Origin of the sequence: Haladaptatus pallidirubidus (genome assembly GCF_020700235.1) — an archaeon.
Taxonomy (GTDB): Archaea; Halobacteriota; Halobacteria; order Halobacteriales; family Haladaptataceae; genus Haladaptatus; species Haladaptatus pallidirubidus.
Genome location: NZ_CP085301.1, coordinates 1,009,434 through 1,035,566, shown reverse-complemented (window position 1 = coordinate 1,035,566; position 26,133 = coordinate 1,009,434). Strand labels below are relative to the sequence as shown.

The following is a 26,133-nucleotide window of genomic DNA, read 5'->3' as shown; positions in this document are numbered from 1 at the left end:
AGGGTCGCAGTGTCGGGGACAGTTCGAGCCATGCTCGTGTGACTAGAGCCAACAGTAAAAAACACGATTAAAACTAACGTTCAGTTTATAGCTGTGGCCGATTCGTGGTCAATTTCGTGCCGACTGGTGATTTTCACTAATCGGTGACTCGCCACAGCCCACACAGATGAAGGCGTTTTCGACGGTCTGAACGACCGGCGCGTTGCAGTCGATACATTTGATTTGCGCGTCTCGTACAGTTCTCGGGTACCTGCCCATGATAACCGATTCGCCGTCTCGAATCGTCAACCCCGCCGACCGTTTTCGCGCCAACCCGTCGTTATCTGCGTGAACGATTCGAAACTCGTTCGTTAGTGCGACCCTATCCCGATTCGCTTCGTCCTTTTTCGGTCAGTTTAACGCCAACGAGGCCAACATCGCTTCGAGTTGCACGCGCTCGTTCGCCCCTTCCGTGATTCTGTAGTCGGCTTCGCCGACTCGTTCGAGGACGCGAACCGCGTCCGCGTCGTCTAAGCCGAACTCCCAAACCGACCGGTGGAGTTGGTCGATGATGTCGCCGCCAGCCATCCCGCGCTCCGTAATCAGTTCGTCCAGTTTGGAGCGTGCGCGGGTGAAATCACCCTCCAGTGCGTCTTTCACCATCTCCTTGATGTCCTCGGGACGGGCCGTGCTGGTGATGACAAAAACGCTCTCTTCGTCCACCGTTTCGCCCATAACCGCCGCCGCTTGGAGGGCGTTTATCGCCTTTCGCATGTCGCCATCTGCGGCGTAAACGAGGGCGTCAACCCCGCCCTCGTTCGTCTCGATACCTTCCTCGTCTGCGATGTAGCGGATTCGCTCCGCCACCGCGCCGTCCGGAATCGGACCGAATCGGAAGACTGCACACCGGGACTGAATCGGGTCGATGATTTTCGAGGAGTAGTTACACGACATGATAAACCGCGTTTTGTCGGAGAACTGCTCCATCGTCCGTCGAAGGGCGGCCTGCGCGTCGTTCGTTAGGGAGTCCGCCTCGTCCAAGAAGATGATTTGAAAGTCCACCGCGCCGGGGTCGTGGCGGGCGAAGTTTTTGATTTGGTCGCGGACGACGTCGATACCGCGCTCATCGGATGCGTTCAGTTCGAGAAAGTGCGTCTGCCAGTCGTTGCCGTACAGTTCCTTGGCGATGGCGACCGCGCTGGTCGTTTTTCCGATTCCTGCCTGTCCGGAAAATAGGAGATTCGGCAAGTCGTTTTTCTCGATGTAGCTCTTCAGCCGCGCCGTAATGTCGTCGTGCCCCGCGACCTCGTCCAAGGTCTGTGGCCGGTACTTTTCGACCCAGATGGTACCCCGCCCGGGAACGGTTTCCGCGTCGGCCTCGCTCATGTTCCAGCAGAGGAACCTGTCGTTCTTAAAGTCCCCGAGACTCCGCGCCGAGTTAGCCATCCGATTCTTGGACGACAATCGACGATTCCGGCGGACAACGACTCAATTACTTTGCCGCCGGATAGCGACCACCCGGCATGCGCGCGAAAGCGACACTGCTCGTCGTCTTTTTACTCGTCGCGACCCTCCCCGCCACCGCGGCGGCGGAACAAACGCGAACCGCTGGCACTGTCGTTATCGCGGAGGGTGAAACCGTAAACGACGACCTTACGGCCACCGCCGGGAGTGTCGTCGTTCGCGGAACCGTAAACGGCGACCTGACCGCGTTGGCCGGAAACGTTCTCGTCGCCAGAACCGGAACCGTTTCCGGAGACGTGTCGGCGATCGCCGGAAACGTCCGAATAGAAGGCACCGTCACCGGAAACGTCGAATCCGGCGGTGGAAACTTCGTCCTCGCACAGACCGGAACGGTCGGCGGATCGCTCGAAGGTGCGGCAGGGTACAGCCAGCTCGCGGGAACTGTCGGGGGCGATGTCCAAGTCGCCAGCGATACGCTGGCAGTCACCGAGACTGCAACTATCGACGGAAATCTCGTCTACGACGCGGAAACGTTCGAACGCGCGCCCGGCGCGACTATCGGCGGCACGGTACGACAGGACGAGTCGATGGCCGACGTCGGCCCGACGCCCGTCCCGCAGATCCCGAACTGGGTGGGCACGCTGTACGGATTCTTCGTGAACCTCCTGTTGGGTGTTATCCTGCTGGCGGTGTTTCCATCGTTCTCTGAAGGGGTCGCGGAGCGCGCGCGAGGCAATCCGCTGTTCTCAGCTGGTGTCGGTCTGCTCTTGTTCATTCTGGTTCCGATCGTGCTCGTCCTCTTCGCCATCACCATCATCGGAATTCCGATTTCGCTCCTGGGGGCGCTCCTGTTCGCTGTCCTGCTCTGGGTCGGAACGGTGTACGGTTCGTTCAGCGTCGGCGTCTGGTTGTTAGCGCTCGCCGATAGCGCGAATCGGTGGCTCGCACTGCTCGTCGGACTGCTCGTGGTCGCGGTTGTCACCCAAATCCCGATCCTCGGCGGACTCATCCAATTCCTCGTCCTGCTGCTCGGTTTCGGCGCGCTAGCGACCGCAACCCGAGCACGCTATCGTGGCCGCCGAAACGCGCCGGAGGACGCGGGAACAGAGGGGTCGGAGACGATGGACACGGGCGCCGACGACGAATCGACCACCGCGTGATTCCGGACTGCTCGCACCACCACCGAACCCCGACACGCTGAAGACGCGACGCTGGCAACTGAGAACATGAACGTAACCGTCGAGGTGGTCGGCGAGGATTCCCACGAGTTCGACGTGAACGACGAAACCTACGCCGACCTGCTGTCAGAGGTCGACCTGAGTCCCCACGAGGTGTCGGTGATGGTCGATGGCCGACCCGTACCGGAAGACCAACCCGTCGAAGCGGCGCACGTGAAAGTCCTCAGGCTCATCAAAGGCGGATGACTGTTCGCCCTGCGACCTTCGACGAACATCTTTCGGTCATGCGAATCGTGGACGGTGCGATGTTGGAAGCCGACGCGAACGAAGTGAAGAAACGAATCGAGGCGGGAACCGTCCTCGTCGCGGAAGAGGAGGGTAGAATCCTCGGGACTGGGGTGCTGGAACCTCGCGATTCCGGCGCGCACATCGACGCAATCGCGGTTCTCCGCGCTCGGAGAGCGCAGGGAATCGGACGCGAGTTGGTCGAAACTGCGGGGGAACGATACGGGAGATTGACCGCCGAGTTCGAGTCCACAGTTCGGCCGTTTTACGAATCGCTTGGGTTCGATATCGAATCGGTCGAGGGCAACGAGGGGCGACTTCGAGGAACCCTCGAACGTGAACACTGATACTCCGCGTTCACGAATGAACCGTATGGACGAGACGAAACGCCGCCGTCTCTCGCTCATCTGGGTAGTATTTGCACTGCTGATGGCGATATACGTGTTTCAGGATGGCTTTAACACCTCGCCAGGTGACCTCCTCGGGCTGTTTACGGTCGTCTTTGGAGTGGGACTCGCGGCGTTCTACTACCTCAATCCCGGTGATATTTTGTCGTTCGAATGAGTTCCCAGCTATTCGAATCTCAAAACGTGTATCCGCGTATTTGCAGGTCTTCTCCGTACTTTTCCCGTAATTCCTCTCTTCCGATTTTAACCCGTGCATTATCTCCTGTTTGACTGTCTCTCCGTCGATGATACACGAATAGCGGGTCTGGTACGTGATGGCCGGTAAGACCCGCGTTGAGATCTCGTAGCAAGAGGTCGTACTCCGCGAATATCATCGTCGGGTCGTACATATCGAACTGCCGGAGTCGGTCGGTTCGATGCATCACGCCGACTTTCACGGTATTCATGATGTTCGTGCCGGTCTGGACGATTTTCCGTTCTCCGTCCGGAAACCGTTCGTAGTAGTCGGTGTAGACGAAATCGACATCTTCGTGGCTCGTGAGGATCTCACACGACCGTTCAACCAGCGACGGGAGAAACGCATCGTCCGAGTCGAGAACAACTACGAAATCACCGCGCGCTTTTTTGATTCCTCGATTGCAGGCAATCGTTCCGTTGCCACTGTTTTGCTCGTTCTCGACGAGGCGCAGGTACGATGCATCGAACGATTCGACGACCGATGCGGTTTCGTCGGTTGAGCCATCATCCACGACGATGTGCTCGATTCGTGACTCATCGATCGTCTGCCGTCGAACGCTTTCGAGCGCCTGCTCGATGTAGTCCGCCGAGTTGTACGCCGCGGTGATGATAGAGACATCCGGAGCGGTCATTTTGGAACCCTACCAACGTCGAACGGTTGCTGAAATAATAATTTGTCTGTGACACTTCTTTAGCGTATCTACGTCATCGACACTCTCATCGAAAGACGAAATTCTTCGGTCGAACCTGCTTCGATCAGTCGTTTCGGTGTTAGCCGTTTCGGTATTTGATATAGCGAATAGCGATACACAACCGAGGGGACCCCAATCCGCGTCGAACATCCGCCATCTTTCGAAATCGGGTGTACGGTATCTACGCGGTTCGGTATCTGCAAACTAACGACTCCAAATCTGCGGAAAATCGAACCCGCCGAGGCGAGAAAAACCAGGTTTAGGAACTTCACCGCAGTCTGCAGATTAAATCAACGGTTTGACCAACTTCTCGCCCGCCGTAAGCAGTTCGCTGACGCGCGTTTCGCTGTCGCCTTCGGCGTAAATTCTCATCTTCGGCTCCGTACCGCTCGGTCGGACGAGCAACCACGAACCGTCTTCGAGCAGGATTTTGAAGCCGTCTTTGGTCACAACATCCTCAACGTCCTTCCCGGCGACTTCGTCGGGAAGTTCAGTTTCGAGGTCGGAGAGGACACGCTGTTTTTCGGCATCGGGACAGTCGAGGCTGATTTTGTTCTGATGAATCTCACCGAACTCGGCGAGCAGGTCATCCACGCGCTCGTCGAAAGGACGCTCTTCGGCGATTGCGGCGGCGAACAGGGCCATCAAGACGCCGTCCTTCTCGCGGACGTGACCGCGAATCGTGAATCCGCCGCTCTCCTCGCCGCCGACGAGGGCGTCATGCTTTTCGATGGCCTGTGCGACCCACTTGAATCCGACCGGGGTTTCGTGGACTTCCTCGCCGTGTGCCTCCGCGATTCGGTCGATAAGGAAGGTGGTCGAAACGGTTCGAATCGCCGGTCCGGTGTCGTCTTCGAGCAAGTAATCGTACAGCGCGGCGAAAAAGAGGTTTTCGTCCAGGTAGCCGCGCTCCGGTGTCACGATTGCGAGTCTGTCAGCGTCTCCGTCGTTGGCGATTCCGAGGTCTGCATCGCCGTCTTCGATCGCCGAGACGAGTTCTTGGAGGTGGTCTGGGTTGGGTTCCGGTGAGCTGCCGCCGAACTCCGCATCCTGCTCGCAGCGGAGCCGTTCGACGCTCGCCCCGGCGTCTTCGAGAAGTTTGTCGGTAACGCCGCGGCCGCTTCCGTGCATGGCGTCGTAGACGACCGTGAGGTCGGAGAGGTCGCTCTTCACGAGGTCGAAAACGTGGTCTTCGTAGGGCGCGACGAAATCCTCCTCGTGGACGACTCCGTGTTCGTCCTCCGAGAGGGGGTTGGGTTCGGCGAGTCGAGACATGATTTCGTCGGTCACTTCGGGAAGTGCGGGGGCGCCGTCCGAAGGGATGAACTTCACGCCGTTGTACTCGGGCGGATTGTGACTTGCGGTTATCATCAATCCACCGGCGAGGTCGCGGTTGGTAATCGTCCACGCGAGGATTGGCGTCGGCGTATCTCGTTCCGGAATAAGCACGTCGAAGCCGTTTGCGGCGAGTACCCGACAGAGGTCTTCCGCAAATCCGCGCGACGTTTCGCGGGCGTCGTAGCTCACTGCGACGGTGTCACCCGCTCGGTCTTCGACCTCGCGGAGGTACTCCGCAACTGCCTGTCCGACTATCTGCACGCGCGGGGAAGTGAACTCGTCGAGCGTCGCCCGCCAACCGTCGGTTCCGAACGAAATCGGCGTTTCCATATGTCGTTCGACAGCGTCCCGGTCGAAAAAACCACCGCGTTCCACAATCACACACTGGTAATAAATATTTTACAAAAATTGTTTCCGGGGAACCGTTTTGTTCGCTCGGAAAGAATCACCCGTTGTGGCCTGTGCTACAGAGAACGTGCAGGTTATACGTTCGCACCCCCGAGTGAGAAATAATGCAAACGAAACCGAACGTCGTCGCGGTTTGCGGAAGCATGCGCGACGGAAGCCATACGCGAACTGCTCTGAGACACGTCTTGGACGCCGCGGAAGAGTCTGGTGCGGAAACCGAACTCATCGACGTGCGCGAGTACGACCTCCCCATCTTCGACCCTGACGAGGACGAATCGGCAGATGCGGTCGAAATCAAGCGCATCATCCGCGAGGCCGATTCTGTCATCCTCGGCAGTCCCGTCTACCACGGCTCGTACACCGCCGCGTTCCGGAACGTTCACGACTACTGTAGCTTCGACGAGTTCGAAGACACCACGGTCGGCCTGCTCGCGGTTGCCGGCGGCGGTTCCTACGCGAGCACCTTAGACCACATGCGAATCACCGTTCGCGGGGTTCACGGTTGGGTGCTTCCGCATCAGGTCGGAATCCGAAACGCGTACGAGCAATTCGAAAACGGCGAGTTCGTGGACGAAGATTTGGAAGACCGGACTCGAAAACTCGGTCAGCAGGCCGCCGAATATGCGTTCATCACGCCCGACGTAACCTCCGCCGAGGCGGACGAAGCGGCGGCAGACGACTAAAAACCAGTCTTAGTAATCAACCACTTTCTCCTTTTGCGCGCGGCTCAACTGTTTGATTTCGTACTCGCGGGACATCGCGGCCGATTTCGAATCGAATCTCTCCGTATGGATAAGTTCGACGGGGGTTCTACCGCGAGTGTATTTCGCGCCCTCGCCAGTATCGTGTTCCGCGACGCGGCGTTCTACGTCCGTGGTGTAACCGGTGTAAAAACTGCCGTCGTTACATTCGATGACGTAGACCCAGTGGGTAGTCACACCTGACAGGCTTCGCGTGGTTCGATTTGTTCCTGTCGATTCCGCCTTTCGCCACAGTGGGCTATGCTCTTTGCGCACGTTGTCGCGCCACTTCGGCGATTCCAGCGTTCGCCGAGCAGGCAGGACAAGCACGGACGTGGCCGTGTTCGTCAGCGAAGACGCGCGCAAACCGTTCGGAAACGTGCGCGTTGCAGTGGTCACAGTTTGGCATGCTGTCAGCCGACGACTTCGCCGTCGGCGTTCGTCGCTTAGTGGCGAGACACTAAATATCCTTTCCAAACTCTCACCCAAATTCACCAATCGACAAAATTCGTTTTTCGAACATCAAAATATGTCTTTTCCCAACATTGTTCGGAGTGTACGAGAAGACGTCCTCTCTCGACAACAATCGACTAATTACCCCTTATTTTCCAGTGGAAAATGCATCAAGAACCGCGAATCACGCGAACGTACCGAAAAACGAACGAACTGGAAGGTAAAACTTACTCGTCCCACTTTCGCTCGCCAGCGCGAATCGCCACGTCGAGCCAGTTTTCTTCGGGCGGGAGTGGACACGCGAACGTTTCGCTAAAGGCGCAAAACGGCGAATAGGCGAGATTGAAATCCAGCGTGACTTCGTCGCTGTCCGTCAGTTCTCGGTCCGGATGCAGTTCGAGATACCGCCCGTTTTCGTAGCTCTGCTGGCCCGTCGTTTTGTCGCGGAAGGGAACGAACAGCGACTCTTGCCCGTCTTGCTGATACACCGCGAGCGACTGCTCTTGCCCGTCTACTTCGAAATGGAGCGTCATCGTCCGGAGGTATCGCTGTGGATTCGCCGACGTCATTTCGAGGTCGATTGGCTCCCGGTCTTCGTGACTCTCGACCGTCGCCGTCACCTGATATTCCGGGGCCGGGTCGAAGTACGTCAGGCCGTCGAACTCGTCGCGCTTTTCCGGCGGAATCGGTGACTGCGGATGGTCGCCGAAAAATTCGTCTTTTTCCCGCCGCGTGTTCTGGAGTTCTTCGCGCCACTCATCCTCGCTGAGTTCGTCCACATCGCTCGCGTCGGTCATGGACTGGTCTTCGGGTTCGACGCGGGTAAAAACTCCGTCCGCGAACAGGACGTTTTCTGGGTGCTGATGTTTGACAAATTTTCTCAGAAGCGGTGCTTAACAGGATGTTTTCTCGGAAGAGGTGCTTGGCAATTGCCGACTCGTAAACAACATCCTGAAACAGATTTCAGAGATTCGCTGTCGATTTTACTCTGGCCGTGATTTCATTGGAGTCGGAAGTAGCTAGCGTCACAAACGAACACAAAAACTCCACAAGAAAAACGCGAACGGGCACGATGGGATTCGAACCCACGACCGTCGGATTAGAAGTCCGACGCTCTATCCAGACTGAGCTACGTGCCCTCACCGTCTCGTTCTCGGTCAGTCGTCATAAGGGATTGGGATTTATCCGAGCGAGGCGGTCACCCGAGAGCACAGCCCTTAAGCACGGCTCACGAGAAATCAGAGCAATGCGAGTAATCGGAACGGTCGGCCTACCGGGAAGCGGCAAGGGCGAAGCCGCAACCGTCGCGGAGAAGTTGGGCATCCCCGTCGTCACCATGGGCGATGTCATCCGCGAAGCGTGCCGGGAGCGCGGTCTCGACCCGGCGGAGCACCACGGGCAGATTGCCACGGCGCTCCGCGAGGAGAACGGCCCAGACGCCATCGCACAAGTGTCACTGCCGCAAATAGAGGCTGCACTAAAGGAATCGGACACCGTCCTCGTGGACGGAATCCGCTCCGGGGTCGAGGTCGAACGGTTCGAATCCGCCTTCGGCGACGACTTCGTGCTGGTGAGCATCGAAGCGCCGTTCGAGGTTCGCGCCGAGCGACTCGGCGCGCGCAGCAGAGATCGAACCGACGAGAACGAAGAAGGACTGAAACAGCGCGACGAGCGCGAACTCGGCTTCGGACTCGGCGACGCGATGGCGCGAGCCGACGCCGTCATCGACAACACGGCCACGCTCGATTCGTTCCGAAGACAGATTCGTGCCCTGTTCGAAGATGGACTTTCGGGACTAGAGACCGTACAAACCGCCGAACAACAATGATTTACAGCGTCGATATTCAGATTACGGCACCGGTACAGGACACCGAAATCGAAGCGCGAGTCGCGGACGCAATCGAGAACGTCTTCCCCGGCGCGGAGGTAGAATCCGGCCACGGCGAACTCATCGCGAAGGCCCACAGCGTCGAGGAGTTTTCGGAAGCGCTCCACCGACAGGAAATTCTCGACACCGCTCGAGGGGAGTTTTTCGGCGGACAAGAAGGAAACGCGCTCTCATTCTCGCTGAAAAAGCAGGCCGCGTTTCAGGGTGTTATCAACTTCGCGGTCGGCAATCCCGACGAACTCGGCGACATTCACGTCCGAATTAGAGTAAACGACCCGACGGTCGAGGAGTTCATCGACTACGTCGCGCCCCCGACGAAGAACGGGAAACCGATTACTGACGACAGCTAATTTTCAGATTACGAGTTGTACGACCACGAACAACACGATGACGCCTAGCACGTCGCAGGCGTTCGTAACCACCGGAATGACAACGTCGTCCGGGTCAAGTTCGAATCGGTAGGCGACATAGGTGGCGACGAGCGTAACCAGCACCGCGATGAACGCCAGTGCGATGCCACTCATTAGCGAGATGAAGACGACGGTCAGCAGACTGAGTTCGGTGCCGCCGATGAGCCACGTCAGCGACCACGCGCCGACTCCGACGACCGGAAAAACGGTGACGGCGAGGGCGACGGTCGCAATCGCATTCCCGGCGAGCAATTCGTCGCCTCGGTCGAACGAGAGCGTCCCGAGGTGAAACGCGGTCGAAAGCCTCGCGGCGAGGATGCTCCCGAGGTTGCCCGCGGTGCCGATGGTGACCGGAACGAGTGCGAGAAGCGTTGGATAGCGGAGGAGCGTGTTCTCGAACGACCCGAGGACGAGACCGCTGCCGATTTCCACGATTGTCAGCGTGAGCAAAACCGGAAGCATGGCTCGCATGATGGCGCGAACTGTCCATTGTGTCGGCATTTACCCGCCCCCGAAATTGAGTCCGAGGACGATTCGAACGGCGAGCAGGAGGAACGAAATCCCGAACACGTCGCCGGTCGTCGTCACCAGCGGCCCGACGAGCGTATCCGGATTTTGTCCCCGACGATAGCCCGCGAATACGACGATGACGACGGCAACGGTCAGCGCGATTCCCGATAGCGAGCCCGCGATGAGTGCGATAGCAACCAAGGTAGGGAGGGGCGCAACCGGGTCGGAAAGCAGACGGAGGACGGAAAACGCGACCACCGACGCGAACAGACTGGCGAGGATTCCGTTCGCCAGCGAAGCGACGATGGCGGCCCACACCCGCCTGTCGTCCGGGACGAACGACGGTTCGACGAGCCCTTGGTGGAGTCCGGAGGCAAGGCGCGCGCCGAGCGACCCGTAAACGTTCCCGCGGGTAGCCAACAGGGCGGGGACGAGAACCAACAAGCCCTGTACTTCGCGGAGTTCGGCGCGCATCCCGCCGAGGACAACGCCCGCGAACAGGCCACCGACGACGCTCGCGGCCAGCGCGGGGAGAGCCTCTCGGTATGCCTCGATGGCGACTTCCCGGACGGACATCTATTTGCTGTTGATGCGGGCACAGAACAAAAAAGCGGTGTGTTGCGGTTGCTGTCGTCTGGAACGATTTGTCGAATGAGCACACTCAAACGGAGTAGACGAGCGACGACAAAGTCGAAATTGGGTATCCGCGCTTATCCGAACGGCCCGAATCCGCCGCCACCGCCGCCGCCCTGCATTTTCTTCATCATGCGCTCCATATCGCCACCCTGTCCCATGCCTTGGAACTGTTTGAGCGTCTGGGACATCATCTTGTGTTGCTGGAGCAGTTCGCGGATTCGCTCCTCGTCCTTCCCACTTCCGCGCGAGATACGCCGGATTTGGCTCGCACCGATGGAGCGTGGATTTTCGAGTTCGTTTTCGGTCATCGAATCCATGATGACCTCGAAGGCGCGCATCCGGTCTTTCGTCACGTCCATCGCGTCGTCCGGCAGTTCGTCCATGATGCCCCCTCCCATCCCCGGAATCATGTCCATCACTTGGTCGAGCGGCCCCATCTTGTTCATCGCGTTCATCTGGTGACGCATATCTTTGAGGGTAAACTGGCCCTTCAGCATGTCTTCGGGGTCCCAGTCTTCTTCTTCCTCCTGCGTTTCCTCCATCGCCCGCTGGACGCGCTCGGTGAGTTGGCCGAGGTCGCCCATGCCGAGCAGGCGCGAGATGAAGCTGTTCGGTTCGAATCGCTCCACGTCTTGTACGGTCTCACCGGAACCGAGGAATGCAATCGAGGAGTCGGTTTCGTTGACGGCGGTCAGCGCACCACCACCCTTCGCGGTACCGTCCAATTTCGTGATGACAACGCCGTTGATGCCGATGGATTCGTCGAACTGCTTGGCTTGGTCTTTCGCGCCCTGTCCGATTGCGGCGTCGAGGACGAGCAAGCTTCGGTCGGGGTCAACCGCCGACTCGATTTCCTCGATTTCGGCGATAAGGTCGTCTTCGAGCGCGTGCCGACCAGCGGTGTCCACGATGTGAATGTCTGCGTCGGCAGTCTCCTCCAGACCTTTCCGGGCAATGTCCACAGGGTCGTCGTTGTCGGGATTGCCGTAGAAGTCAACCTCGGCCCGGGCGCACATCTCTTTAGCTTGGTCGTAGGCACCGGGGCGGAACGTGTCCGTCTGGATAACCGCAGGACGAAGTCCTTTTTTCGAGAACCACCACGCCATCTTCGCGGAGGTAGTCGTCTTCCCCGACCCCTGCAAACCGGCGAGAAGAATGGTCTGGTTTTCGAGCGGGATTTCCGTGCTTTCGCCGACGAGAGAGACGAGTTCCTCGTAGACGATACTGAGGACGTGATCACGGGCTGTCGTCCCGCCCGGCGGTTCTTCTTCCAACGCTCGGGTTTTGATGGAGTCCGAAAGCTCCATCACGAGGCTCACGTCCACGTCAGCCTGCAAGAGCGAGCGCTGAATCTCTTTTACAATTTCCTCGATGTCGTCCTCTCCGACGCGGGATTTCCCGCTTAGCGTGTCGAGGGAACCGCGAAGAGAACTACCGAGATTGTCGAGCACCATTGTTATGCAGTGTTTGGTTTTCTGGCGGTTTAAATGCTTTTTCTAGTCGATTTTCGGTCGATTCGGGCTGCCAACTCATTTCAGACAAATACCGATAAATATCGGTATATTGTCAGTTTAACCATGTCGGGACAGCGCGGAGTTGATGGCGCCGGCGAGACTGAGCGAATCGAGAGGCAAGTAGACCTTCGGTGGGTGTGTGACGACTGTGGAGAAGTCCATCGTAAGAACAATCCGCCCTGCAATAGCTGCAATTCGATGTCGCTGTCAGCGGTCGAACAGTCGGGCGACAGCGAAGAGGAATTTAGCGAAGCTTCGAAATTCGGTTCCCGATGGTGGTACTATATCGCGGCTTATCCGATAGCGGGGCTGTTTCTGACGGTCGTCACATCGCTACTTTCTCCGTTTATTCCGGCCGCAATCGCACCAATCACGCAGGCGTTGGCCGCCATCACCGGTTTCATCTACGTGCTCGGTTTTCCCGTACTCGGCATCGCTCTGTTTCTCGACGCCCGCGGGATTCGTGCGAGCCCGCTCGATTGGTCGCCGAATCCGTACTTCTACGGCGGCACGGCACTTGTACTCCTCGGCGCTAGTGGAAGCAACGGCCCCGAAAAACAGTCGCTTGCGACGAAATTCGTGGGCGAGGCGGCGTCGATGGTACTCCCGCTTCTCGCCATTGCACTCTGTCTATACTATCTCTCTCGCCGACATCAGCATCTCGGCGAGTCGTAACCAGAAAAATAGATCAGGGGGTTCAGCTTCAATCGTCGGACGAAGCCTGCCCGAACTGCTGTGGCGGCAGTCGGAGTTCGTCGAGGCCCGGCAGGTGCTTGACGTTGTAGATGACCTGCATATCGTCAGTCGCCGGTTCGCAGATGCAGGACAGTCGGAATCCGCGGTCGGTCATCTCAGAGGAGAGGACGTGGTTCGAGAACATTTCCGTTTCTCCGCCCACGACCGCAACCGCGCAGTTCGCACACGCTCCGCCTCGGCAGGCGAACGGCCACTCGAATCCGCGGTTCTCTGCGGCCTCCAGAAGCGACTCGTTAGATTCTACTTGGAACCGACCGTAATCTTCCGGGTCGAGTCCGACCGCGGCAGCTTTCCGAAACAAGTCGTCGTCGTCGATTTCCCAGCCGTAATCGTCGAGAATCTCGTAGTTGAGGAACTCGACTTCTGGCTTTTGCCGTCCGGGCGGTTCTTCCACGCTCTCTTCGTCGTACTCCTCGGTTCCGTACCCGGCCTGAATTCGTTCGTATGCGGCCTTGATTCGCTGAAACTCACGCGCGGTGCCACCCACGTCGGGGTGGGCTTCCTTCACGCGTTGTCTGTACGCCGCGACGATTTCCGCATCGTCCGCATCCGCATCTATCCCTAAAATATCGAACGGGGATTTCACACGTAGTGTTAGGAAATCGAGTGCATAAATCCTGTCCCCGACGGCGCGAGAGACCGCGGTCGATTCGGTTTCGACGAAACCAATCTTCAAGCCGTCTCACGGCGAAGCATTCGATATGCGACTGTTCGTGAGTATCGACCTGCCGAATTCCCTCGCGGAGAGTGTCGCGGGCGTCCAAGACCGATTCCGTGACGCTGACGGGTTGACGTTTACCGACCCGCAACAAGCGCACGTGACGCTGAAATTTTTAGGCGATGTGGACGAAGACCGCATTCCGGCTATCGAAAACACCCTCGAATCGGCGGTCGAATCGGACATCGATTTCGGCCCGTTCGACGCGACGGTCGGCGGACTGGGCGTCTTCCCGAGCCTCGATTACATTAGCGTGGTGTGGGTCGGCGTGGACGATGGTGCGGAAGAAATGAGACTGCTTCACAACGCCGTCGAATCGCGCGTCTACGACCTCGGATTCGAGCCCGAAGACAACGATTTCGTCCCGCATATGACCATCGCCCGAATGCAACACGCCGGCGGAAAGAAGCTCGTTCAGGATACCGTGCGGGAACTGAAACCCGAAATCGGGGAGATGGAGGTCGAGGCGATTCGGCTGACGAAAAGCGAGTTGACCGATGAGGGCCCGGAGTATTCGACCGTCGCCGCGTTCCGACTCTGACCCCGTTTGAAAGGAACAAGATTTTAAGCTACGGCGGAAAAGTGGCAACCACTATGGGCAAGAAGTCGAAGGCCAAAAAGAAGCGGCTTTCCAAATTGGAACAGCAGAATAGCCGCGTCCCCGCGTGGGTCATCATGAAGACCGACCGAGACGTGATGCGAAACCCAAAACGCCGCAACTGGCGGCGTAGCGACACTGACGAATAATGAGTGCAAGTGATTTCGAGGAGCGAGTCATCACGGTTCCGCTCCGAGACGTGAAAGCAGAACCGAAGCAGAAACGCGCCGGAAAGGCGATGAAAGTGGTGCGCGGACACCTCGCCAAACATTTCAAGGTTGACGAGGAAGACGTGCGTCTCGACCCCTCCATCAACGAGGCAATCTGGTCGCGCGGCCAGAAGAAGCCGCCACGAAAAATCCGCGTTCACGCGGCACGCTTCGACGAAGAGGGCGAAGCCGTCGTCGAAGCGGAGTACGAAGAGTAGAGCGGTGTTTCGTACCGCGTTTAATGGGTCGTCGTACGTTGGTGTGTTCGCACGAACCACTGACGAGTGCCTCCTGATTCGACCCGATTTGGACGACGAACTGGTCGAATCTCTCACCACGGAGCTAGAAGTTGAGAGTATCGAGACGAACCTCGGCGGGTCGTCCACCGTCGGCGCGCTTATCGCGGGCAACGAGAACGGTCTGCTCGTCAGCAGTCGCGTGACCGACCGCGAGCGCGAGAAACTCGAAGAGGCCACGGACGTCCCCGTCACCGAACTGCCGGGACGCATCAACGCCGCCGGAAACGTCGTTCTCGCGAACGACACCGGAGCGTACGTCCATCCGGATCTCACGCACGAAGCGGTCCAAGCCGTTTCCGACGGTCTCGACGTCCCGGTCGAACGCGGCATGATTGCCGATGTTCGGACGGTCGGTACCGCGGCAGTGGCGACGAACAGGGGCGTCCTCTGCCATCCCAAAGCGACGGACGACGAACTCGACGCGATAGAGGACGTACTCGGCGTCCCTGCCGACATCGGCACCATCAACTACGGTGGGCCGCTCGTTGGGTCGGGACTCATCGCAAACGCAGGTGGCTACGTCGTCGGTCAGAAGACCACCGGGCCGGAACTCGGCCGAATCGAGGATGCGCTGGGCTACATCGACTAAATTCCATTTTTCCACTCCGGGACGGACCCTCCCCTCGTCCCGTTCTCACAGGCGGCTCTCATCGCGTGAAGGGCTTCTGGGGGACACAGACGCAGTCTGCAACAGTTACACCGACGACAATGATCTGAAGAAATAGTCGTATTACTCCGATAATTCTGTGAAAGATACCCTACCAATAAGAGCACTGGCGAGCATGTATTCTCCGTCGTCCCCCGTGTTGGGGGAGGAGAGCACGAGATAAGCCAGACAGTGTTACAACCCGCGAAAAGCGGAGAGCAAAAGAACGAAACGACGGTTAGAGAGGCGGACAGCAGGGATACACTCTCGCGAGACGAACTATTTCACATTCTTCGAAATCAGCGGCGGCGGTACGCGCTCTACTATCTCAAGCAACATGACGAACCGGTAACTCTCGGAGCGATAGTCGAACAAGTGACCGCGTGGGAACACGGTATCACTCCTCGTAACTCTCGTTTCGGGGTGAGCGACGAACCGCCGGAAGTGTAGCGCTGGGAACCAAGTCTCGGAAATTTTATCGACTCGAACCAGCGAGCGAAAATTGGACGAGCGTGACATCTCTTTTCGACCAAACCGAACCGTCTCCCGGTGGCACAAAAACCCACTGGCAGGGAGCTAGAGTTAGGAAGATTCTTCCCGCTCGCTCACGGAGGTGTGGGCATGAGCACGATTACTCGCGGAACGGAGAGTGAAGAGCGATGATGGGCGGCGGAAATCAAGAACTTCAGCAGTTGTCCCAACAGCTTCAGCAGTTGGAAGCCGAAAAGGAGGAATTGGAAGGCGAAGTCGAAGACTTGCGTAACGAGAAAGACGAGATGGACGAAGCCATCGAGGCAATCGAGACGCTCGACACCGGGTCGGTCGTTCAAGTACCGCTCGGCGGCGGCGCGTACATCCGTGCCAGCGTCGAAGACATCGACGAAGTCGTCGTCGAACTCGGTGGCGGCTACGCCGCAGAGCGCGACCAGAACGGTGCCATCGAGTCGCTGAAAAGCAGAAAAGACGTTGTCGACGAGCAAATCAGTAGCGTGCAGGAAGACATCGCCGAGGTTGACGACCAGAGCGACCAGTTGGAGCAGAAGGCCCAGCAGATGCAACAACAGCAGATGCAACAGCAGATGCAGCAGATGCAGGAACAGGAAGACGAGGACGAGTAACCGGCGATGTTCGACAGTCTGAAGGATAAGTTAAGCGGGTTCCGTAAGGACGTCGAAGAGACGACCGAGGAGAAGGCCGAGGAGGCCGCAGACGAAGCCGAGGAGGAAGACGCAGTTCGAGAAACGGAACCCGTCGAGGAAACGGAAGCCGAAACAGAAACCGCCGAGTCGAATGCAGAATCCGATTCGGAAACAGAAACGGACTCGGACGCGGAGTCCGAACCTAGGGAGTCGAACAACGGCGGTGGCGGCTTCACACAGAAAGCGAAATCGTTCGCTCGCGGTGAAATCATCATCGAGGAGCAGGACGTCGAAGACCCCCTCTGGGAGTTGGAGATGGCGCTCCTCGAAAGCGACGTGGAGATGAGCGTCGCGGAGGAGATGCTCAAAGGCATCCGAAACGACCTCGTCGGCGCGACGCGGAAGTTCAGCGCCGAAACGGGTGACGTGGTCGAGCAGGCGCTTCGCGACTCCTTGCTGTCGGTCATCAACGTCGGCCAGTTCGATTTCGACCGGCGAGTCGCCGAGGCCGACAAACCACTCGTCATCATCTTTACCGGCGTCAACGGCGTCGGGAAAACGACCAGTATCGCGAAGATGTCGAAGTATCTCGAAGAGCACGGTCACTCGTCCGTGATGGCGAACGGTGACACCTACCGTGCGGGTGCGAACGAGCAAATCGAGGTTCACGCCGACGCACTCGACAAGAAACTCATCGCCCACGAGCAGGGCGGCGACCCCGCGGCGGTCATCTACGACGCCGTGGAGTACGCGGACGCCCACGACATCGACGTGGTGCTGGGCGACACGGCGGGTCGTCTGCACACCAGTGAGGGGTTGATGGATCAGTTGGCGAAGATCGAACGCGTCGTCGGGCCGGACATGACTCTCTTCGTGGACGAAGCCGTGGCTGGACAGGACGCGGTGCAACGCGCCAAGGAATTCAACGACGCCGCGGCAATCGACGGTTCCATCCTAACGAAGGCGGATGCCGATTCGAAAGGCGGAGCCGCGATTTCCATCTCGCACGTGACGGGGAAGCCGATTCTCTTCCTCGGAACCGGGCAGGGGTACGACGACATCGAGCGATTCGACCCCGAAACGCTCGTAGAACGGCTGCTCGGCGAGGAAGACGAGTAATCAACTTCCAACGCTTTTTGAGCGAGCAATCTCGTTTCGAGAAGCGACAGGAATCCACAGAATCGTGCATTTTCACCACCGACAGGACGCGGCGAGGACGCCTGAGACAGCGGTCGGGGAAGGTGTTCGAGCGCCCGGGGAGGGGGACGAAAAGGGCGAGTGCGTCAGCGGTCGGCGCACTCGCCCGCATGCGGTTGCGGTATTTGGGGTCGTGACTTGCGGTCACAGTAAACAAACCACGGATGCGGTCGCGGCAGAAGAATCAAATCAACGGTTTTCGCAGGATCCCCATTCACACGTAATTCGCAACCACCAAGGCCAACGACCGACTCCTGTCGAACGACAGCGACCACAGAGGAAAATCGTGTACGTACTGGAACTCGGCGGAGAAGACGACGAATTTGCGGTCTGTGAGGCAGAGAGTGCGGCGACCGGAGTCGAACTCGTCGCGCCCGGACTCGCACGAGCGACGGCCGTCACGGAGCGCGTGCAGGATCTCGCGTACACGCACCGGGCGAGCGAGCTGGTCGGCGAAACCGACGCCGACATCGACAGCGCGTGCGCCCTGCTTTCCGCGGCGCCAATCGACCGCGAAGGAACTGTCGCCGTGCGTGCGCGCGCAGTGCGCGAGACGCGAATCAGCACGCAAGAAGTCGAACGCGAACTCGGGGGGGTACTCGTTGAACGCGGATTTTCAGTCGATTTAGACGACCCCGACCACGAACTGCGGGCCGTTTTCTCGGACGATGTCTGCCAACTCGGATGGCTCGAAATCGAGAGCAGACGGGACTTCGGTACCCGGATGCCGACCGACAAACCATTTTTTCAGCCCGGAAGTATGCACCCGCTGCTCGCGCGCGCGCTGGCGAACATCGCCGGAGCGCGGGAGGGGACGACGATTCTCGACCCGATGTGCGGCACTGGCGGCGTCCTCATCGAGGCCGCGCTTGTCGGCGCGCGGCCGCTCGGCGTGGACGCACAAGAAAAGATGGTTCGCGGCGCGCGGAAAAATCTCGCACACTACGCGCCAGATAGCGACGCGGGGGCGGTTCGTGGGGATGCGACACACCTTCCGTTCCCCGACAATTCCATCGACGGCGTGGTGTTCGACGCGCCCTACGGTCGGCAGTCCAAAATCGCCAACCTCGAACTCGATAACCTCGTGGCTGGCGCGCTCTCGGAAGCCCATCGTGTTGCGTCTCGCGCTGTTATCGTCGGTGACCGCCCGTGGATAGACGAAGCGCGGGAAGCCGACTGGACTGTCGAAAATGAGTTCGAACGGCGGGTTCACCGGTCGCTGACGCGATACATTGCGGTGTTGTCTCGATAGGGAATTTAACCGTTTGAAATCCTCATATTGGGCTGTGTTCATACGTATGCGTTGGACGGAGCAAACGTAGTCTATCGATCGATATCTCTAATTGAGTACGTGATTAATATTTGTCTTCGTCCAGACGATGAATGGCGAACCGCTTCCGTCACTCCCCCAGGGTTCGGACGGATTCGACTCCTTGCTCAGACCGGTTTCGAACGCGACGAGGTTGATAAATACGGAAGGTATTAATATAAGGATTTAAAAATCATCAATTAAATGGATAGAAACCAACGAGCGTACCTCGCGGCCGCCGGGGCTGTTGCGGTCGGAGGATGTACTGGGAAACTAACCGGTTCGCCTTCGTCCGGCAAGACTGGCACATCCGATACCCGCACTGCGGCAGACGATAGCGACACGACTGACGCTATCGATTCGACCAACAGCCGTGAGCACCACGAAACGACGATTGGGTTCGCCGGCGACACGATGGTCGGACGAAGTCTCAATCAGATTTACGGCGAAGAGAACGTTGATCCGGCGACTATTTGGGGCGATTTCCGACCCCGACTCGAATCCCTCGACGGCGTTTTTTGTAACCTCGAATGCTGTTTATCGAAGCGCGGTGAACGGTTCCCGGACCGGGTGTACTACTTCCGCGGCGACCCCGATTGGGCGGTTCCGGCACTCCGCGCCGGAAACATTCGATTCGCAACGTTGTCGAACAATCACGCGATGGATTTCGGCGCGGTCGCCCTGACCGATACGATAGACGTGCTCGAGGAGAAAGGCATCGAAAACGCAGGCACCGGCGAAACCCCGGCATCTGCATGGGATCCGGCGACGTTTTCGGTCGGTGACCTCGATGTCGCCGTGGTTTCGTTCTCGGACGAATACGAAGCGTACGCTGTGACCAACGACCGTCCCGGAACAGCCTGGGCCGAGACCGATTCTGAAAATTCGAGAACCCGACGGATCGTTGGGAATGCGATAGAGAGCGCGAAATCGACGAATCCGGATCTGCTCGTCGTATCGCTTCACTGGGGGAAAATTGGATCGAGCACCCCAGCGACCGGCTCGTTTCGTTCGGCCACTGGCTCATCGATCGAGGTGCGGATCTCGTTCACGGTCACAGCGCGCACGTCGTTCAGGCGGTCGAGCAGTACGATGGCGGTGTTATTCTCCACGACACCGGCAATCTCGTTGACGATTTCGGAATCAAAGGCGATCTGGGCAACGACAAGAGCTATCTCTTCGAAGTTACGCTCGAGGACGGGGAGTTCGAGAAAATACGCCTCGTTCCGTTCCACATCGACAACGGCGTTCGTCCCGCCACCGAGAACGAGGCGACCTGGCTCCGTGAGACGATGCGCAAACGCTCTGAACCGTTCAGAACGACGTACGAGCGGGATGACGCCGGTCTCGTTGTTCAGCTATGAGTCTGTGAGTTCTCGGGAGTCAACGTGAGCGAAATTTCCGAATCGAGAAGCCCTATTACACCGGGGACAAATCCACGCCTATGGAACAATATCTGGGTCTCGTGGAGAACGTCCTTCGGGAGGGGACGTACAAGCCCAATCGAACCGGCGTGGACACGATTTCGACGTTCAGCCAACATTACGAAATCGACCTGCAGAAGGGCTTTCCGCTGTTGACGACGAAGCAGATGGACGGCTTTCGCTGGGATTCCATGTTGCACGAACTCCTTTGGTATATTTCGGGTGAGGAACACGTTCGGAACTTACGCGAAAAAACCGGAATCTGGGACGAGTGGGCGGACGAAGACGGCAATCTCGACACCGCCTACGGACGGTTTTGGCGGCGGTTCCCGGTTCCGGAATCGGGACTTCCGGGCGAATCGTGGCCCGAGGACGGTCACCGCTGGACAAACGAGGACGGAACCTTCGACCAGATTCAGTACGTTATCGACGGTCTGAACGAGAATCCGAACTCGCGGCGGTTCGTCGTCTCCGCGTGGCATCCGGCGAACGCGGCGGTTTCGACGCTTCCGCCATGCCACTACACCTTCGTCGTCAACGTGCAGGGTGAGACGCTCAACCTGCATCTCACCCAGCGGTCGGGCGACGTTGCCCTCGGAATTCCGTTCAACATCGCGGCCTACGCCCTGCTTGCGACGGTTCTCGCGCGGGAAACCGGATTTGAGGTTGGAAAGTTCGCCCACACAATCGTTGACGCCCACATCTACTGCGGCGAGGGCGAACGTGGCGAGTGGTACCGTGAAAACCTCGGCGAACTGCAAGCGCGACTGGGCGACGTGGAGATGAAAGCCGGATTCGAGGAAGTGCGCGAATGGCTCGAATCGGAGGCTCCGGAAGAGGCCGGAGGCAAAGACGGCTTCGACCACGTTCCCGGCCTGCTGACCCAACTGTCGCGGGAACCGAAATCGCGCCCCGAAATCGAGATTACCGCGGATTCGCTCGCCGAACTGACCTACGACGACATCGCGCTCCGGGAGTACGACGCCCACCCCGGTATCAAATTCAGCGTGGCAGAATGATGCGACTGGTCTGTATCGCCGCCGTCGCGGAAAACGGCGTCATCGGCAGTGACGGCGATATGCCGTGGCATTATCCCGAGGATTTGGGCCACTTCAAGGAGACGACGATGGGCCACCCCGTGATTATGGGGCGGACGACCTACGACAGCATCGCGGGGCAAATCGGCGGCCCGCTTCCGGGTCGGACGAACGTCGTCCTCAGTCGGTCGAGTCCCGACCTGCCGGAGGACGTACTGTTGGTTCACGGCGTCGAAGAAGCGATCGACGCGGTGACGGAATTGGACGACACCGCCTTCGTCATCGGCGGTGCTACGGTTTACGAGCAGTTTCTTCCGCGCGCGGACGAGATGATTATCACCGAGATTCACGAACAGTACGAGGGAGATACGCGGTTTCCGGAATGGGATTTGAAGGAGTGGCGGGAAACTGAACGCGACGAGCGCGACGAGTTGGATTTCGTTCGGTACGAACGTCGATAGTTACGTCTCACTCTCGCGTGGGTGAATCCGCGGATTCACCCACGCGACCAACGCGCCGACGAGCAGGGCGACCAGCCACGTTCCGATCGCGGTCGATTGATTTGCGGTCACGCTCTGAACATCGAAAATCATCCACAGCGCGACCGTCGCAAGCCAACTGACGATACCGAACGCCCAAACCTGCTGGTACGAAATCGGGAATTTGTCGATGGCGATAAGCGTGCCGACGACGAGACCGGGAACGTACCAGAGGAGAGTAATTTGCCACAAAGCGGGATTTTCAGCGGTGAAAGGAGTAAAAACGCTGAGTGGAAGCGAGAGCATCAATACGCTTCCGAGAACGATGCCGACTTGTTCGAGTCGGCGCGGGAGGGACATGAAGAAATATTTGTCGTCCTGAATAATATGTTTTCTGACTTTTTAACTCGGTGCAGTGGGTGGACCGAGCGAAACGAGGTAGACGATACCGCCGATGACGATGCTCGCCAGAAAGCTGACGAGGACGTGGATGGCGGTGACGAATCCCGCGGTTCGCCATTTGATTCGATAGACGATGTGAAAAAGACTCAAGTCGAGCGCCAGCGCGATAACGATGATGAGAAGTCCGAAATAGCGTTGGAGAACGAACGGAACGACCGCAATTGGCGGGCCGATTGCGAGCGCCCGAGTAAACGGCACGTTTCCAAGGAAGTTTCTCGCGGCGATATGCGCCGTCAGCGTGAGAAAACTCGCCAGAAGGAGATACGTTCCGACGATTGGCGTCAGTTCACCCAGCAGTGCCATACTCGTTATTCACGAGCGTGGCGTCTTGGGTGTAGCGATTACTCCAGCAGACCGAGTTCTTCGAGACGCGAGACGATTTTGTCGACCGCCTTTTCCGCGTCTTCCGGCTTTTTGCCGCCGGTGATGACGAGTTTGCCGGAACCGAAGAGCAGCGCGACGACTTCTGGTTCGTCGAGACGGTAGACGAGGCCGGGGAACTGCTCGGGTTCGTACTCGATGTTCTCCAGACCGAGACCGATAGCGATAGCGTTGAGATTGAGATTGCGCCCGAGGTCGGCGCTGGTAACGATATTCTGGACGACGATTTCGGGATTTTCGTTGACTTCGATGTTCAGTTCGCGGAGCTTGTCGAAAACGATTTCGAGGCTCTCGTGAACGTCGGCGGTGCTTTTCGCGCCGGTACAAACGATTTTGCCGGAGCGGAAGATGAGTGCGGCCGATTTCGGGTTTTGGGTACGGTAGACGAGGCCGGGGAACTGTTCGGGGTCGTAATCCGCACCTTCGAGGTCCATAGCGACGCTCTGAAGGTCGAGTTCCTGTCCGATGCCCGTCGAGGCGACCACGTTTTCAATGTTGATGGTTTCCTTGGGGTCGGTCATAGCGCGACTTAAATGTCGTATTTAAGGTTTATAAAGGTTGGTAGTCCTCGCTGACACGTCTCAAACAGCCTTTATGAACTGTTTCAGGGCGAAACGTTCATATTATGGTTTTTAGTGGCCTTTCGCGCCCGTCTCACCGAATCGCGATGGCGCAGACCTTAACAGTGCGCCGCCCCAATCGACGGGTAATGACCGACGAGCGAAGTCACAAGTTTTCGGAAGGAGAGGGCTTCGGCGACCCGTACGACGAGTTCGACTTAGACCCGCCCGAACTCGAAGTGAGTCCGGACGAAGTGGACCCCGTGGACTCCCGCGTCGTCACCGATCTGTTAGACCGGCAGGCGATTCCGAGCGATAGGGTCTCCGTTAAAGACCTCGTCGAAGTCGGCCTGAGCTACATGCAAATCAATCGCTTCGAACAGGCGACGGAGACGTTCGAGCGCGCGGCCCGCTTCGCCGATGAAGACTCTCTCGACGCGCAGGAGGCGTGGGTGAACAAAGGGGCGGCGCACGGCCAACTCGAAGAGTGGGACGAAGCCATCGGGTCGTACCGTGAAGCCTTGCGAATCGACGACGACAGCGAACACGCCGCGACCGCCGAAACGAATCTTGCTTACGCGCTGTGGGAGTCCGGCCAGACCGAACAGGCGCTCGAACACTCGGAGCGCGCGGTCGAAATCGACCAGCGATTCCCTCAGGCGTGGTTCAATCGCGGCTTCTTCCTACTCGAACGCGGATTGGCGGAGGACGCGCTGAACTGCTTTGACAACGCGATTCGACTCGGCTTCAGAAACGTGCAGGTCGTCGAAGAGAAAGCGCGCGCGCTGGAAGAAGTCGGCGAGGACGAGGAGGCCGAACGACTGGCGGAGGAAGCAGAAGAGATGCGAAAGCAGGCAGAGCAAGAACTGGTTCAGGAATAAACAGATAATGATTCTCAGGGAACGAGACACACAGGAGGGACTGCTGGTCGCCGTCTGTGACGACGACGTGCTCGGTGAGACGTTCGAGACGGGCGACGTGTCGTTTACCGTCTCCGAGGAGTTCTACGGTGGCGACGAGGTTGACGAAAGCGAAGTCGTGGATAGTCTCACCCGCGCCAGCGTAGCGAACATCGTCGGCACTGATGCGGTGGCGCTCGCAATCGAAAAGGGATTCGTCGACGAGGAGAGCGTCCTCGATTTGGATTCTACGAAACACGCCCAATTTTTGCGGTTTTAGCCCTGTTACTTCGCTACCCTATTAATCGAGCAACGCGGGGACGTTCACTGCCACCAGACAGAGCAGTGATCCGACCGCAAAAATCGCTCCAACCGTCGTTAGTCCGGTGTCGAAGGCCAAGGAGAGGAACGTGTGGAAGGCACCGACGAACGCGAGGCCGAGAAAGAGCAGGCTCGCGCCGAGTCGTCGTTTCGAGACCATACGGACGGGAGGGGATAGAGCGGCTTAAGCCACGTTGCCAACGACGTAACGAAAACCGGTTTCGTTGCGCTCGACGGACCGAAGGAGTGTTTTGACTCGAACACCAATCAGTGCACAATGGAACCACAGCAGTCTGATGCGCTCGATGCAGTGCGTATTCGGGAGGATTTCCCAATTCTGGAGCGGGAAATAAACGGAAATCAGTTGGTGTACCTCGACAACGCGGCGACGACGCAGACCCCCGAGCAGGTAGTCGACGCTATCTGTGACTACTATCGGAACTATAACGCGAATGTCCACCGCGGCATCCACCAGTTGAGCCAAGAGGCATCCATCGCCTACGAGGAGGCCCACGACAAAGTCGCGGAGTTCATCGGTGCGAGCGGCGGGCGCGAGGAGATGGTGTTCACGAAGAACACGACCGAGGGCGAAAACCTCGTGGCCTACGCGTGGGGACTGGAGGAACTCGGGCCGGGCGACGAAATCGTCCTCACCGAGATGGAGCACCACGCTTCGCTCGTGACGTGGCAACAGCTCGGCAAGAAAACCGGCGCGGACGTGAAGTACATCCCCGTGGACGAGCAGGGCTACCTCGACATGGACGCCGCGAGGGAGATGATTACCGACGACACGAAGATGGTGAGCGTCGTCCACGTCTCGAACACCCTCGGGACGACGAACCCGGTTCGCGAACTGGCCGACATCGCTCACGACCACGATTCGTACATCTTCGTTGACGGCGCGCAGGCGGTGCCGAACCGCCCCGTCGATGTCGAAAAAATAGACGCCGACTTCTACGCCTTTTCGGGGCACAAGATGGCCGGACCGACCGGTATTGGCGGGCTGTACGGCAAAAAACACATACTGGAGGAGATGGATCCATACCTCTACGGCGGCGACATGATTCGCAAGGTCACCTACGAAGACGCGACGTGGGAAGACCTGCCGTGGAAATTCGAAGCCGGAACGCCGAACATCGCGCAGGGGGTCGCGCTGGCCGCCGCGGTCGATTATCTGGAAGACATCGGCATGGAGAACGTCCAGCGTCACGAGGAACAGCTCGCGGAGTACGCCTACGACCGCCTGACCGAGGAGGACGATGTGGAAATCTACGGCCCGCCGGGCGACGACCGCGGCGGCCTCGTTTCGTTCAACGTCGAGAGTGTTCACGCCCACGACCTCTCCAGCATCGTGAACGACCACGCGGTTGCGATTCGAGCGGGCGACCACTGTACCCAGCCGCTCCACGACAAACTCGGCGTTCCGGCGTCGGCACGGGCCTCGTTCTACATCTACAACACCCGCAAAGAGGTGGACAAATTGGTCGAAGCCGTGGACGCCGCACGGCAGTTGTTCGCGCAGTAGATACCGACGCGGAGTCGATTTGTCGGCAGTTCGCG

35 protein-coding genes, 1 tRNA gene and 1 pseudogene are annotated in these 26,133 nt (G+C 58.5%); 22 read left to right on the top strand and 15 right to left on the bottom strand.

Going from position 1 to position 26,133, the window contains the following annotated elements:
• Nucleotides 1-390: 390 nt before the first annotated feature.
• Entirely contained in the window at nt 391-1,365 is a 975-nt protein-coding gene (locus LIX15_RS05890; RefSeq protein ID WP_227776563.1) for a replication factor C small subunit, read from the bottom strand.
• Between the two features lie 137 nt (nt 1,366-1,502).
• Between LIX15_RS05890 and LIX15_RS05885 the strand changes: the two genes are divergently transcribed.
• The 4 genes from LIX15_RS05885 to LIX15_RS05870 all read left to right on the top strand — a co-directional run bounded on the left by LIX15_RS05885 (nt 1,503) and on the right by LIX15_RS05870 (nt 3,470).
• Nucleotides 1,503-2,603: a bactofilin family protein gene (locus LIX15_RS05885; protein ID WP_227776562.1), complete on the top strand. Its 1,101-nt coding sequence runs from the start codon at nt 1,503-1,505 to the stop codon at nt 2,601-2,603.
• Nucleotides 2,604-2,669: 66 nt separating this feature from the next.
• The gene (gene samp2, locus LIX15_RS05880) at nt 2,670-2,867 is read left to right on the top strand and encodes a ubiquitin-like small modifier protein SAMP2 (RefSeq protein ID WP_227776561.1); all 198 of its coding nucleotides are present in this window, start codon (nt 2,670-2,672) and stop codon (nt 2,865-2,867) included.
• Entirely contained in the window at nt 2,864-3,253 is a 390-nt protein-coding gene (locus LIX15_RS05875) for a GNAT family N-acetyltransferase (protein WP_227776560.1), read from the top strand. Before samp2 ends, LIX15_RS05875 begins: the two co-directional genes overlap by 4 nt.
• Before the next feature lie 25 nt (nt 3,254-3,278).
• Nucleotides 3,279-3,470 (top strand): hypothetical protein, encoded by a 192-nt coding sequence (locus LIX15_RS05870; protein WP_227776559.1) that lies wholly within the window; start codon nt 3,279-3,281, stop codon nt 3,468-3,470.
• 19 nt (nt 3,471-3,489) lie between these two features.
• Here the strand turns inward: LIX15_RS05870 and LIX15_RS05865 are convergent, their stop codons facing one another.
• Nucleotides 3,490-4,182 (bottom strand): glycosyltransferase family 2 protein, encoded by a 693-nt coding sequence (locus LIX15_RS05865; RefSeq protein ID WP_227776558.1) that lies wholly within the window; start codon nt 4,180-4,182, stop codon nt 3,490-3,492.
• A gap of 345 nt (nt 4,183-4,527) precedes the next feature.
• Nucleotides 4,528-5,910 (bottom strand): phosphoglucomutase/phosphomannomutase family protein, encoded by a 1,383-nt coding sequence (locus LIX15_RS05860; protein ID WP_227776976.1) that lies wholly within the window; start codon nt 5,908-5,910, stop codon nt 4,528-4,530.
• A 182-nt stretch (nt 5,911-6,092) separates the two neighbouring features.
• Here LIX15_RS05860 and LIX15_RS05855 point away from each other — a divergent pair, with 182 nt between their 5' ends.
• Entirely contained in the window at nt 6,093-6,671 is a 579-nt protein-coding gene (locus LIX15_RS05855) for an NADPH-dependent FMN reductase (protein WP_227776557.1), read from the top strand.
• Nucleotides 6,672-6,680: 9 nt separating this feature from the next.
• Here LIX15_RS05855 and LIX15_RS05850 read toward each other — a convergent pair whose 3' ends face one another.
• The 4 genes from LIX15_RS05850 to LIX15_RS05840 all read right to left on the bottom strand — a co-directional run bounded on the left by LIX15_RS05850 (nt 6,681) and on the right by LIX15_RS05840 (nt 8,320).
• Nucleotides 6,681-6,926, bottom strand: a complete 246-nt coding sequence (locus tag LIX15_RS05850) for a GIY-YIG nuclease family protein (RefSeq protein ID WP_227776556.1) — start codon at nt 6,924-6,926, stop codon at nt 6,681-6,683.
• A 61-nt stretch (nt 6,927-6,987) separates the two neighbouring features.
• Nucleotides 6,988-7,137, bottom strand: a complete 150-nt coding sequence (locus tag LIX15_RS33605) for a DUF7563 family protein (protein WP_425556727.1) — start codon at nt 7,135-7,137, stop codon at nt 6,988-6,990.
• Between the two features lie 271 nt (nt 7,138-7,408).
• Complete coding sequence (locus LIX15_RS05845; RefSeq protein WP_227776555.1) at nt 7,409-7,978, bottom strand: DUF1684 domain-containing protein; 570 nt, start codon at nt 7,976-7,978, stop codon at nt 7,409-7,411.
• 267 nt (nt 7,979-8,245) lie between these two features.
• Nucleotides 8,246-8,320, bottom strand: a tRNA-Arg gene (locus LIX15_RS05840).
• Nucleotides 8,321-8,427: 107 nt separating this feature from the next.
• Between LIX15_RS05840 and LIX15_RS05835 the strand changes: the two genes are divergently transcribed.
• Together LIX15_RS05835 and LIX15_RS05830 are read left to right on the top strand one after the other, a co-directional pair.
• The gene (locus LIX15_RS05835) at nt 8,428-9,009 is read left to right on the top strand and encodes an AAA family ATPase (protein WP_227776554.1); all 582 of its coding nucleotides are present in this window, start codon (nt 8,428-8,430) and stop codon (nt 9,007-9,009) included.
• Complete coding sequence (locus tag LIX15_RS05830; protein ID WP_227776553.1) at nt 9,006-9,419, top strand: RNA-binding domain-containing protein; 414 nt, start codon at nt 9,006-9,008, stop codon at nt 9,417-9,419. Before LIX15_RS05835 ends, LIX15_RS05830 begins: the two co-directional genes overlap by 4 nt.
• Before the next feature lie 3 nt (nt 9,420-9,422).
• Here LIX15_RS05830 and LIX15_RS05825 read toward each other — a convergent pair whose 3' ends face one another.
• The 3 genes from LIX15_RS05825 to LIX15_RS05815 all read right to left on the bottom strand — a co-directional run bounded on the left by LIX15_RS05825 (nt 9,423) and on the right by LIX15_RS05815 (nt 12,079).
• On the bottom strand, nt 9,423-9,980 hold the full coding sequence (locus tag LIX15_RS05825; RefSeq protein WP_227776552.1) for a magnesium transporter: 558 nt from the start codon (nt 9,978-9,980) through the stop codon (nt 9,423-9,425).
• Nucleotides 9,981-10,565 (bottom strand): magnesium transporter, encoded by a 585-nt coding sequence (locus LIX15_RS05820; RefSeq protein ID WP_227776551.1) that lies wholly within the window; start codon nt 10,563-10,565, stop codon nt 9,981-9,983. It lies immediately after the preceding gene.
• 134 nt (nt 10,566-10,699) lie between these two features.
• On the bottom strand, nt 10,700-12,079 hold the full coding sequence (locus tag LIX15_RS05815) for a signal recognition particle protein Srp54 (protein ID WP_227776550.1): 1,380 nt from the start codon (nt 12,077-12,079) through the stop codon (nt 10,700-10,702).
• Between the two features lie 258 nt (nt 12,080-12,337).
• On the opposite strand from LIX15_RS05815, the gene LIX15_RS05810 reads away from it, so the two are divergent.
• Nucleotides 12,338-12,814 (top strand): hypothetical protein, encoded by a 477-nt coding sequence (locus tag LIX15_RS05810; RefSeq protein ID WP_227776549.1) that lies wholly within the window; start codon nt 12,338-12,340, stop codon nt 12,812-12,814.
• Nucleotides 12,815-12,842: 28 nt separating this feature from the next.
• Here LIX15_RS05810 and fer read toward each other — a convergent pair whose 3' ends face one another.
• Nucleotides 12,843-13,481: a ferredoxin Fer gene (gene fer / locus LIX15_RS05805; RefSeq protein ID WP_227776548.1), complete on the bottom strand. Its 639-nt coding sequence runs from the start codon at nt 13,479-13,481 to the stop codon at nt 12,843-12,845.
• Nucleotides 13,482-13,596: 115 nt separating this feature from the next.
• Here fer and thpR point away from each other — a divergent pair, with 115 nt between their 5' ends.
• The 11 genes and pseudogenes from thpR to LIX15_RS05750 all read left to right on the top strand — a co-directional run bounded on the left by thpR (nt 13,597) and on the right by LIX15_RS05750 (nt 21,932).
• A complete protein-coding gene (thpR, locus tag LIX15_RS05800; protein ID WP_227776547.1) occupies nt 13,597-14,154 on the top strand; it encodes an RNA 2',3'-cyclic phosphodiesterase in 558 nt (185 codons plus the stop codon).
• A 53-nt stretch (nt 14,155-14,207) separates the two neighbouring features.
• Nucleotides 14,208-14,360 carry a 50S ribosomal protein L39e gene (locus tag LIX15_RS05795; protein WP_227776546.1) on the top strand — a complete coding sequence of 51 codons (153 nt, stop codon included), beginning with the start codon at nt 14,208-14,210 and terminating at the stop codon, nt 14,358-14,360.
• A complete protein-coding gene (locus tag LIX15_RS05790) occupies nt 14,360-14,638 on the top strand; it encodes a 50S ribosomal protein L31e (RefSeq protein WP_227776545.1) in 279 nt (92 codons plus the stop codon). The genes LIX15_RS05795 and LIX15_RS05790 overlap by 1 nt, the downstream gene beginning before the upstream one ends.
• A gap of 4 nt (nt 14,639-14,642) precedes the next feature.
• The gene (locus LIX15_RS05785; protein ID WP_227776544.1) at nt 14,643-15,308 is read left to right on the top strand and encodes a translation initiation factor IF-6; all 666 of its coding nucleotides are present in this window, start codon (nt 14,643-14,645) and stop codon (nt 15,306-15,308) included.
• A 249-nt stretch (nt 15,309-15,557) separates the two neighbouring features.
• The gene (locus tag LIX15_RS05780) at nt 15,558-15,815 is read left to right on the top strand and encodes a DUF7344 domain-containing protein (RefSeq protein WP_227776543.1); all 258 of its coding nucleotides are present in this window, start codon (nt 15,558-15,560) and stop codon (nt 15,813-15,815) included.
• 212 nt (nt 15,816-16,027) lie between these two features.
• Complete coding sequence (gene pfdA / locus LIX15_RS05775) at nt 16,028-16,483, top strand: prefoldin subunit alpha (protein ID WP_345410711.1); 456 nt, start codon at nt 16,028-16,030, stop codon at nt 16,481-16,483.
• A gap of 6 nt (nt 16,484-16,489) precedes the next feature.
• Nucleotides 16,490-17,623: a signal recognition particle-docking protein FtsY gene (ftsY, locus tag LIX15_RS05770; RefSeq protein WP_227776541.1), complete on the top strand. Its 1,134-nt coding sequence runs from the start codon at nt 16,490-16,492 to the stop codon at nt 17,621-17,623.
• 364 nt (nt 17,624-17,987) lie between these two features.
• Complete coding sequence (locus LIX15_RS05765; RefSeq protein WP_227776975.1) at nt 17,988-18,953, top strand: methyltransferase domain-containing protein; 966 nt, start codon at nt 17,988-17,990, stop codon at nt 18,951-18,953.
• Between the two features lie 261 nt (nt 18,954-19,214).
• Nucleotides 19,215-20,374, top strand: a pseudogene (locus LIX15_RS05760) (CapA family protein).
• An 80-nt stretch (nt 20,375-20,454) separates the two neighbouring features.
• Nucleotides 20,455-21,453, top strand: a complete 999-nt coding sequence (gene thyA / locus LIX15_RS05755) for a thymidylate synthase (protein WP_227776540.1) — start codon at nt 20,455-20,457, stop codon at nt 21,451-21,453.
• Complete coding sequence (locus LIX15_RS05750) at nt 21,450-21,932, top strand: dihydrofolate reductase (protein WP_227776539.1); 483 nt, start codon at nt 21,450-21,452, stop codon at nt 21,930-21,932. The genes thyA and LIX15_RS05750 overlap by 4 nt, the downstream gene beginning before the upstream one ends.
• Here the strand turns inward: LIX15_RS05750 and LIX15_RS05745 are convergent, their stop codons facing one another.
• Genes LIX15_RS05745 through LIX15_RS05735 form a run of 3 tightly spaced genes read right to left on the bottom strand, consistent with a single transcriptional unit; the run spans nt 21,933 to nt 23,314 of the window.
• Nucleotides 21,933-22,310 (bottom strand): hypothetical protein, encoded by a 378-nt coding sequence (locus tag LIX15_RS05745; RefSeq protein ID WP_227776538.1) that lies wholly within the window; start codon nt 22,308-22,310, stop codon nt 21,933-21,935.
• A 42-nt stretch (nt 22,311-22,352) separates the two neighbouring features.
• Nucleotides 22,353-22,715: a DUF7473 family protein gene (locus tag LIX15_RS05740; protein ID WP_227776537.1), complete on the bottom strand. Its 363-nt coding sequence runs from the start codon at nt 22,713-22,715 to the stop codon at nt 22,353-22,355.
• 38 nt (nt 22,716-22,753) lie between these two features.
• Complete coding sequence (locus tag LIX15_RS05735) at nt 22,754-23,314, bottom strand: TATA-box-binding protein (RefSeq protein ID WP_227776536.1); 561 nt, start codon at nt 23,312-23,314, stop codon at nt 22,754-22,756.
• Nucleotides 23,315-23,502: 188 nt separating this feature from the next.
• Between LIX15_RS05735 and LIX15_RS05730 the strand changes: the two genes are divergently transcribed.
• A complete protein-coding gene (locus tag LIX15_RS05730; protein WP_227776535.1) occupies nt 23,503-24,234 on the top strand; it encodes a tetratricopeptide repeat protein in 732 nt (243 codons plus the stop codon).
• Between the two features lie 7 nt (nt 24,235-24,241).
• Complete coding sequence (locus tag LIX15_RS05725) at nt 24,242-24,532, top strand: DUF424 domain-containing protein (protein WP_227776534.1); 291 nt, start codon at nt 24,242-24,244, stop codon at nt 24,530-24,532.
• A gap of 21 nt (nt 24,533-24,553) precedes the next feature.
• On the opposite strand, the gene LIX15_RS05720 is transcribed toward LIX15_RS05725, so the two are convergent.
• On the bottom strand, nt 24,554-24,733 hold the full coding sequence (locus LIX15_RS05720) for a hypothetical protein (RefSeq protein WP_227776533.1): 180 nt from the start codon (nt 24,731-24,733) through the stop codon (nt 24,554-24,556).
• Between the two features lie 117 nt (nt 24,734-24,850).
• On the opposite strand from LIX15_RS05720, the gene LIX15_RS05715 reads away from it, so the two are divergent.
• Entirely contained in the window at nt 24,851-26,098 is a 1,248-nt protein-coding gene (locus LIX15_RS05715) for an aminotransferase class V-fold PLP-dependent enzyme (protein WP_227776532.1), read from the top strand.
• Nucleotides 26,099-26,133 lie beyond the last annotated feature (35 nt).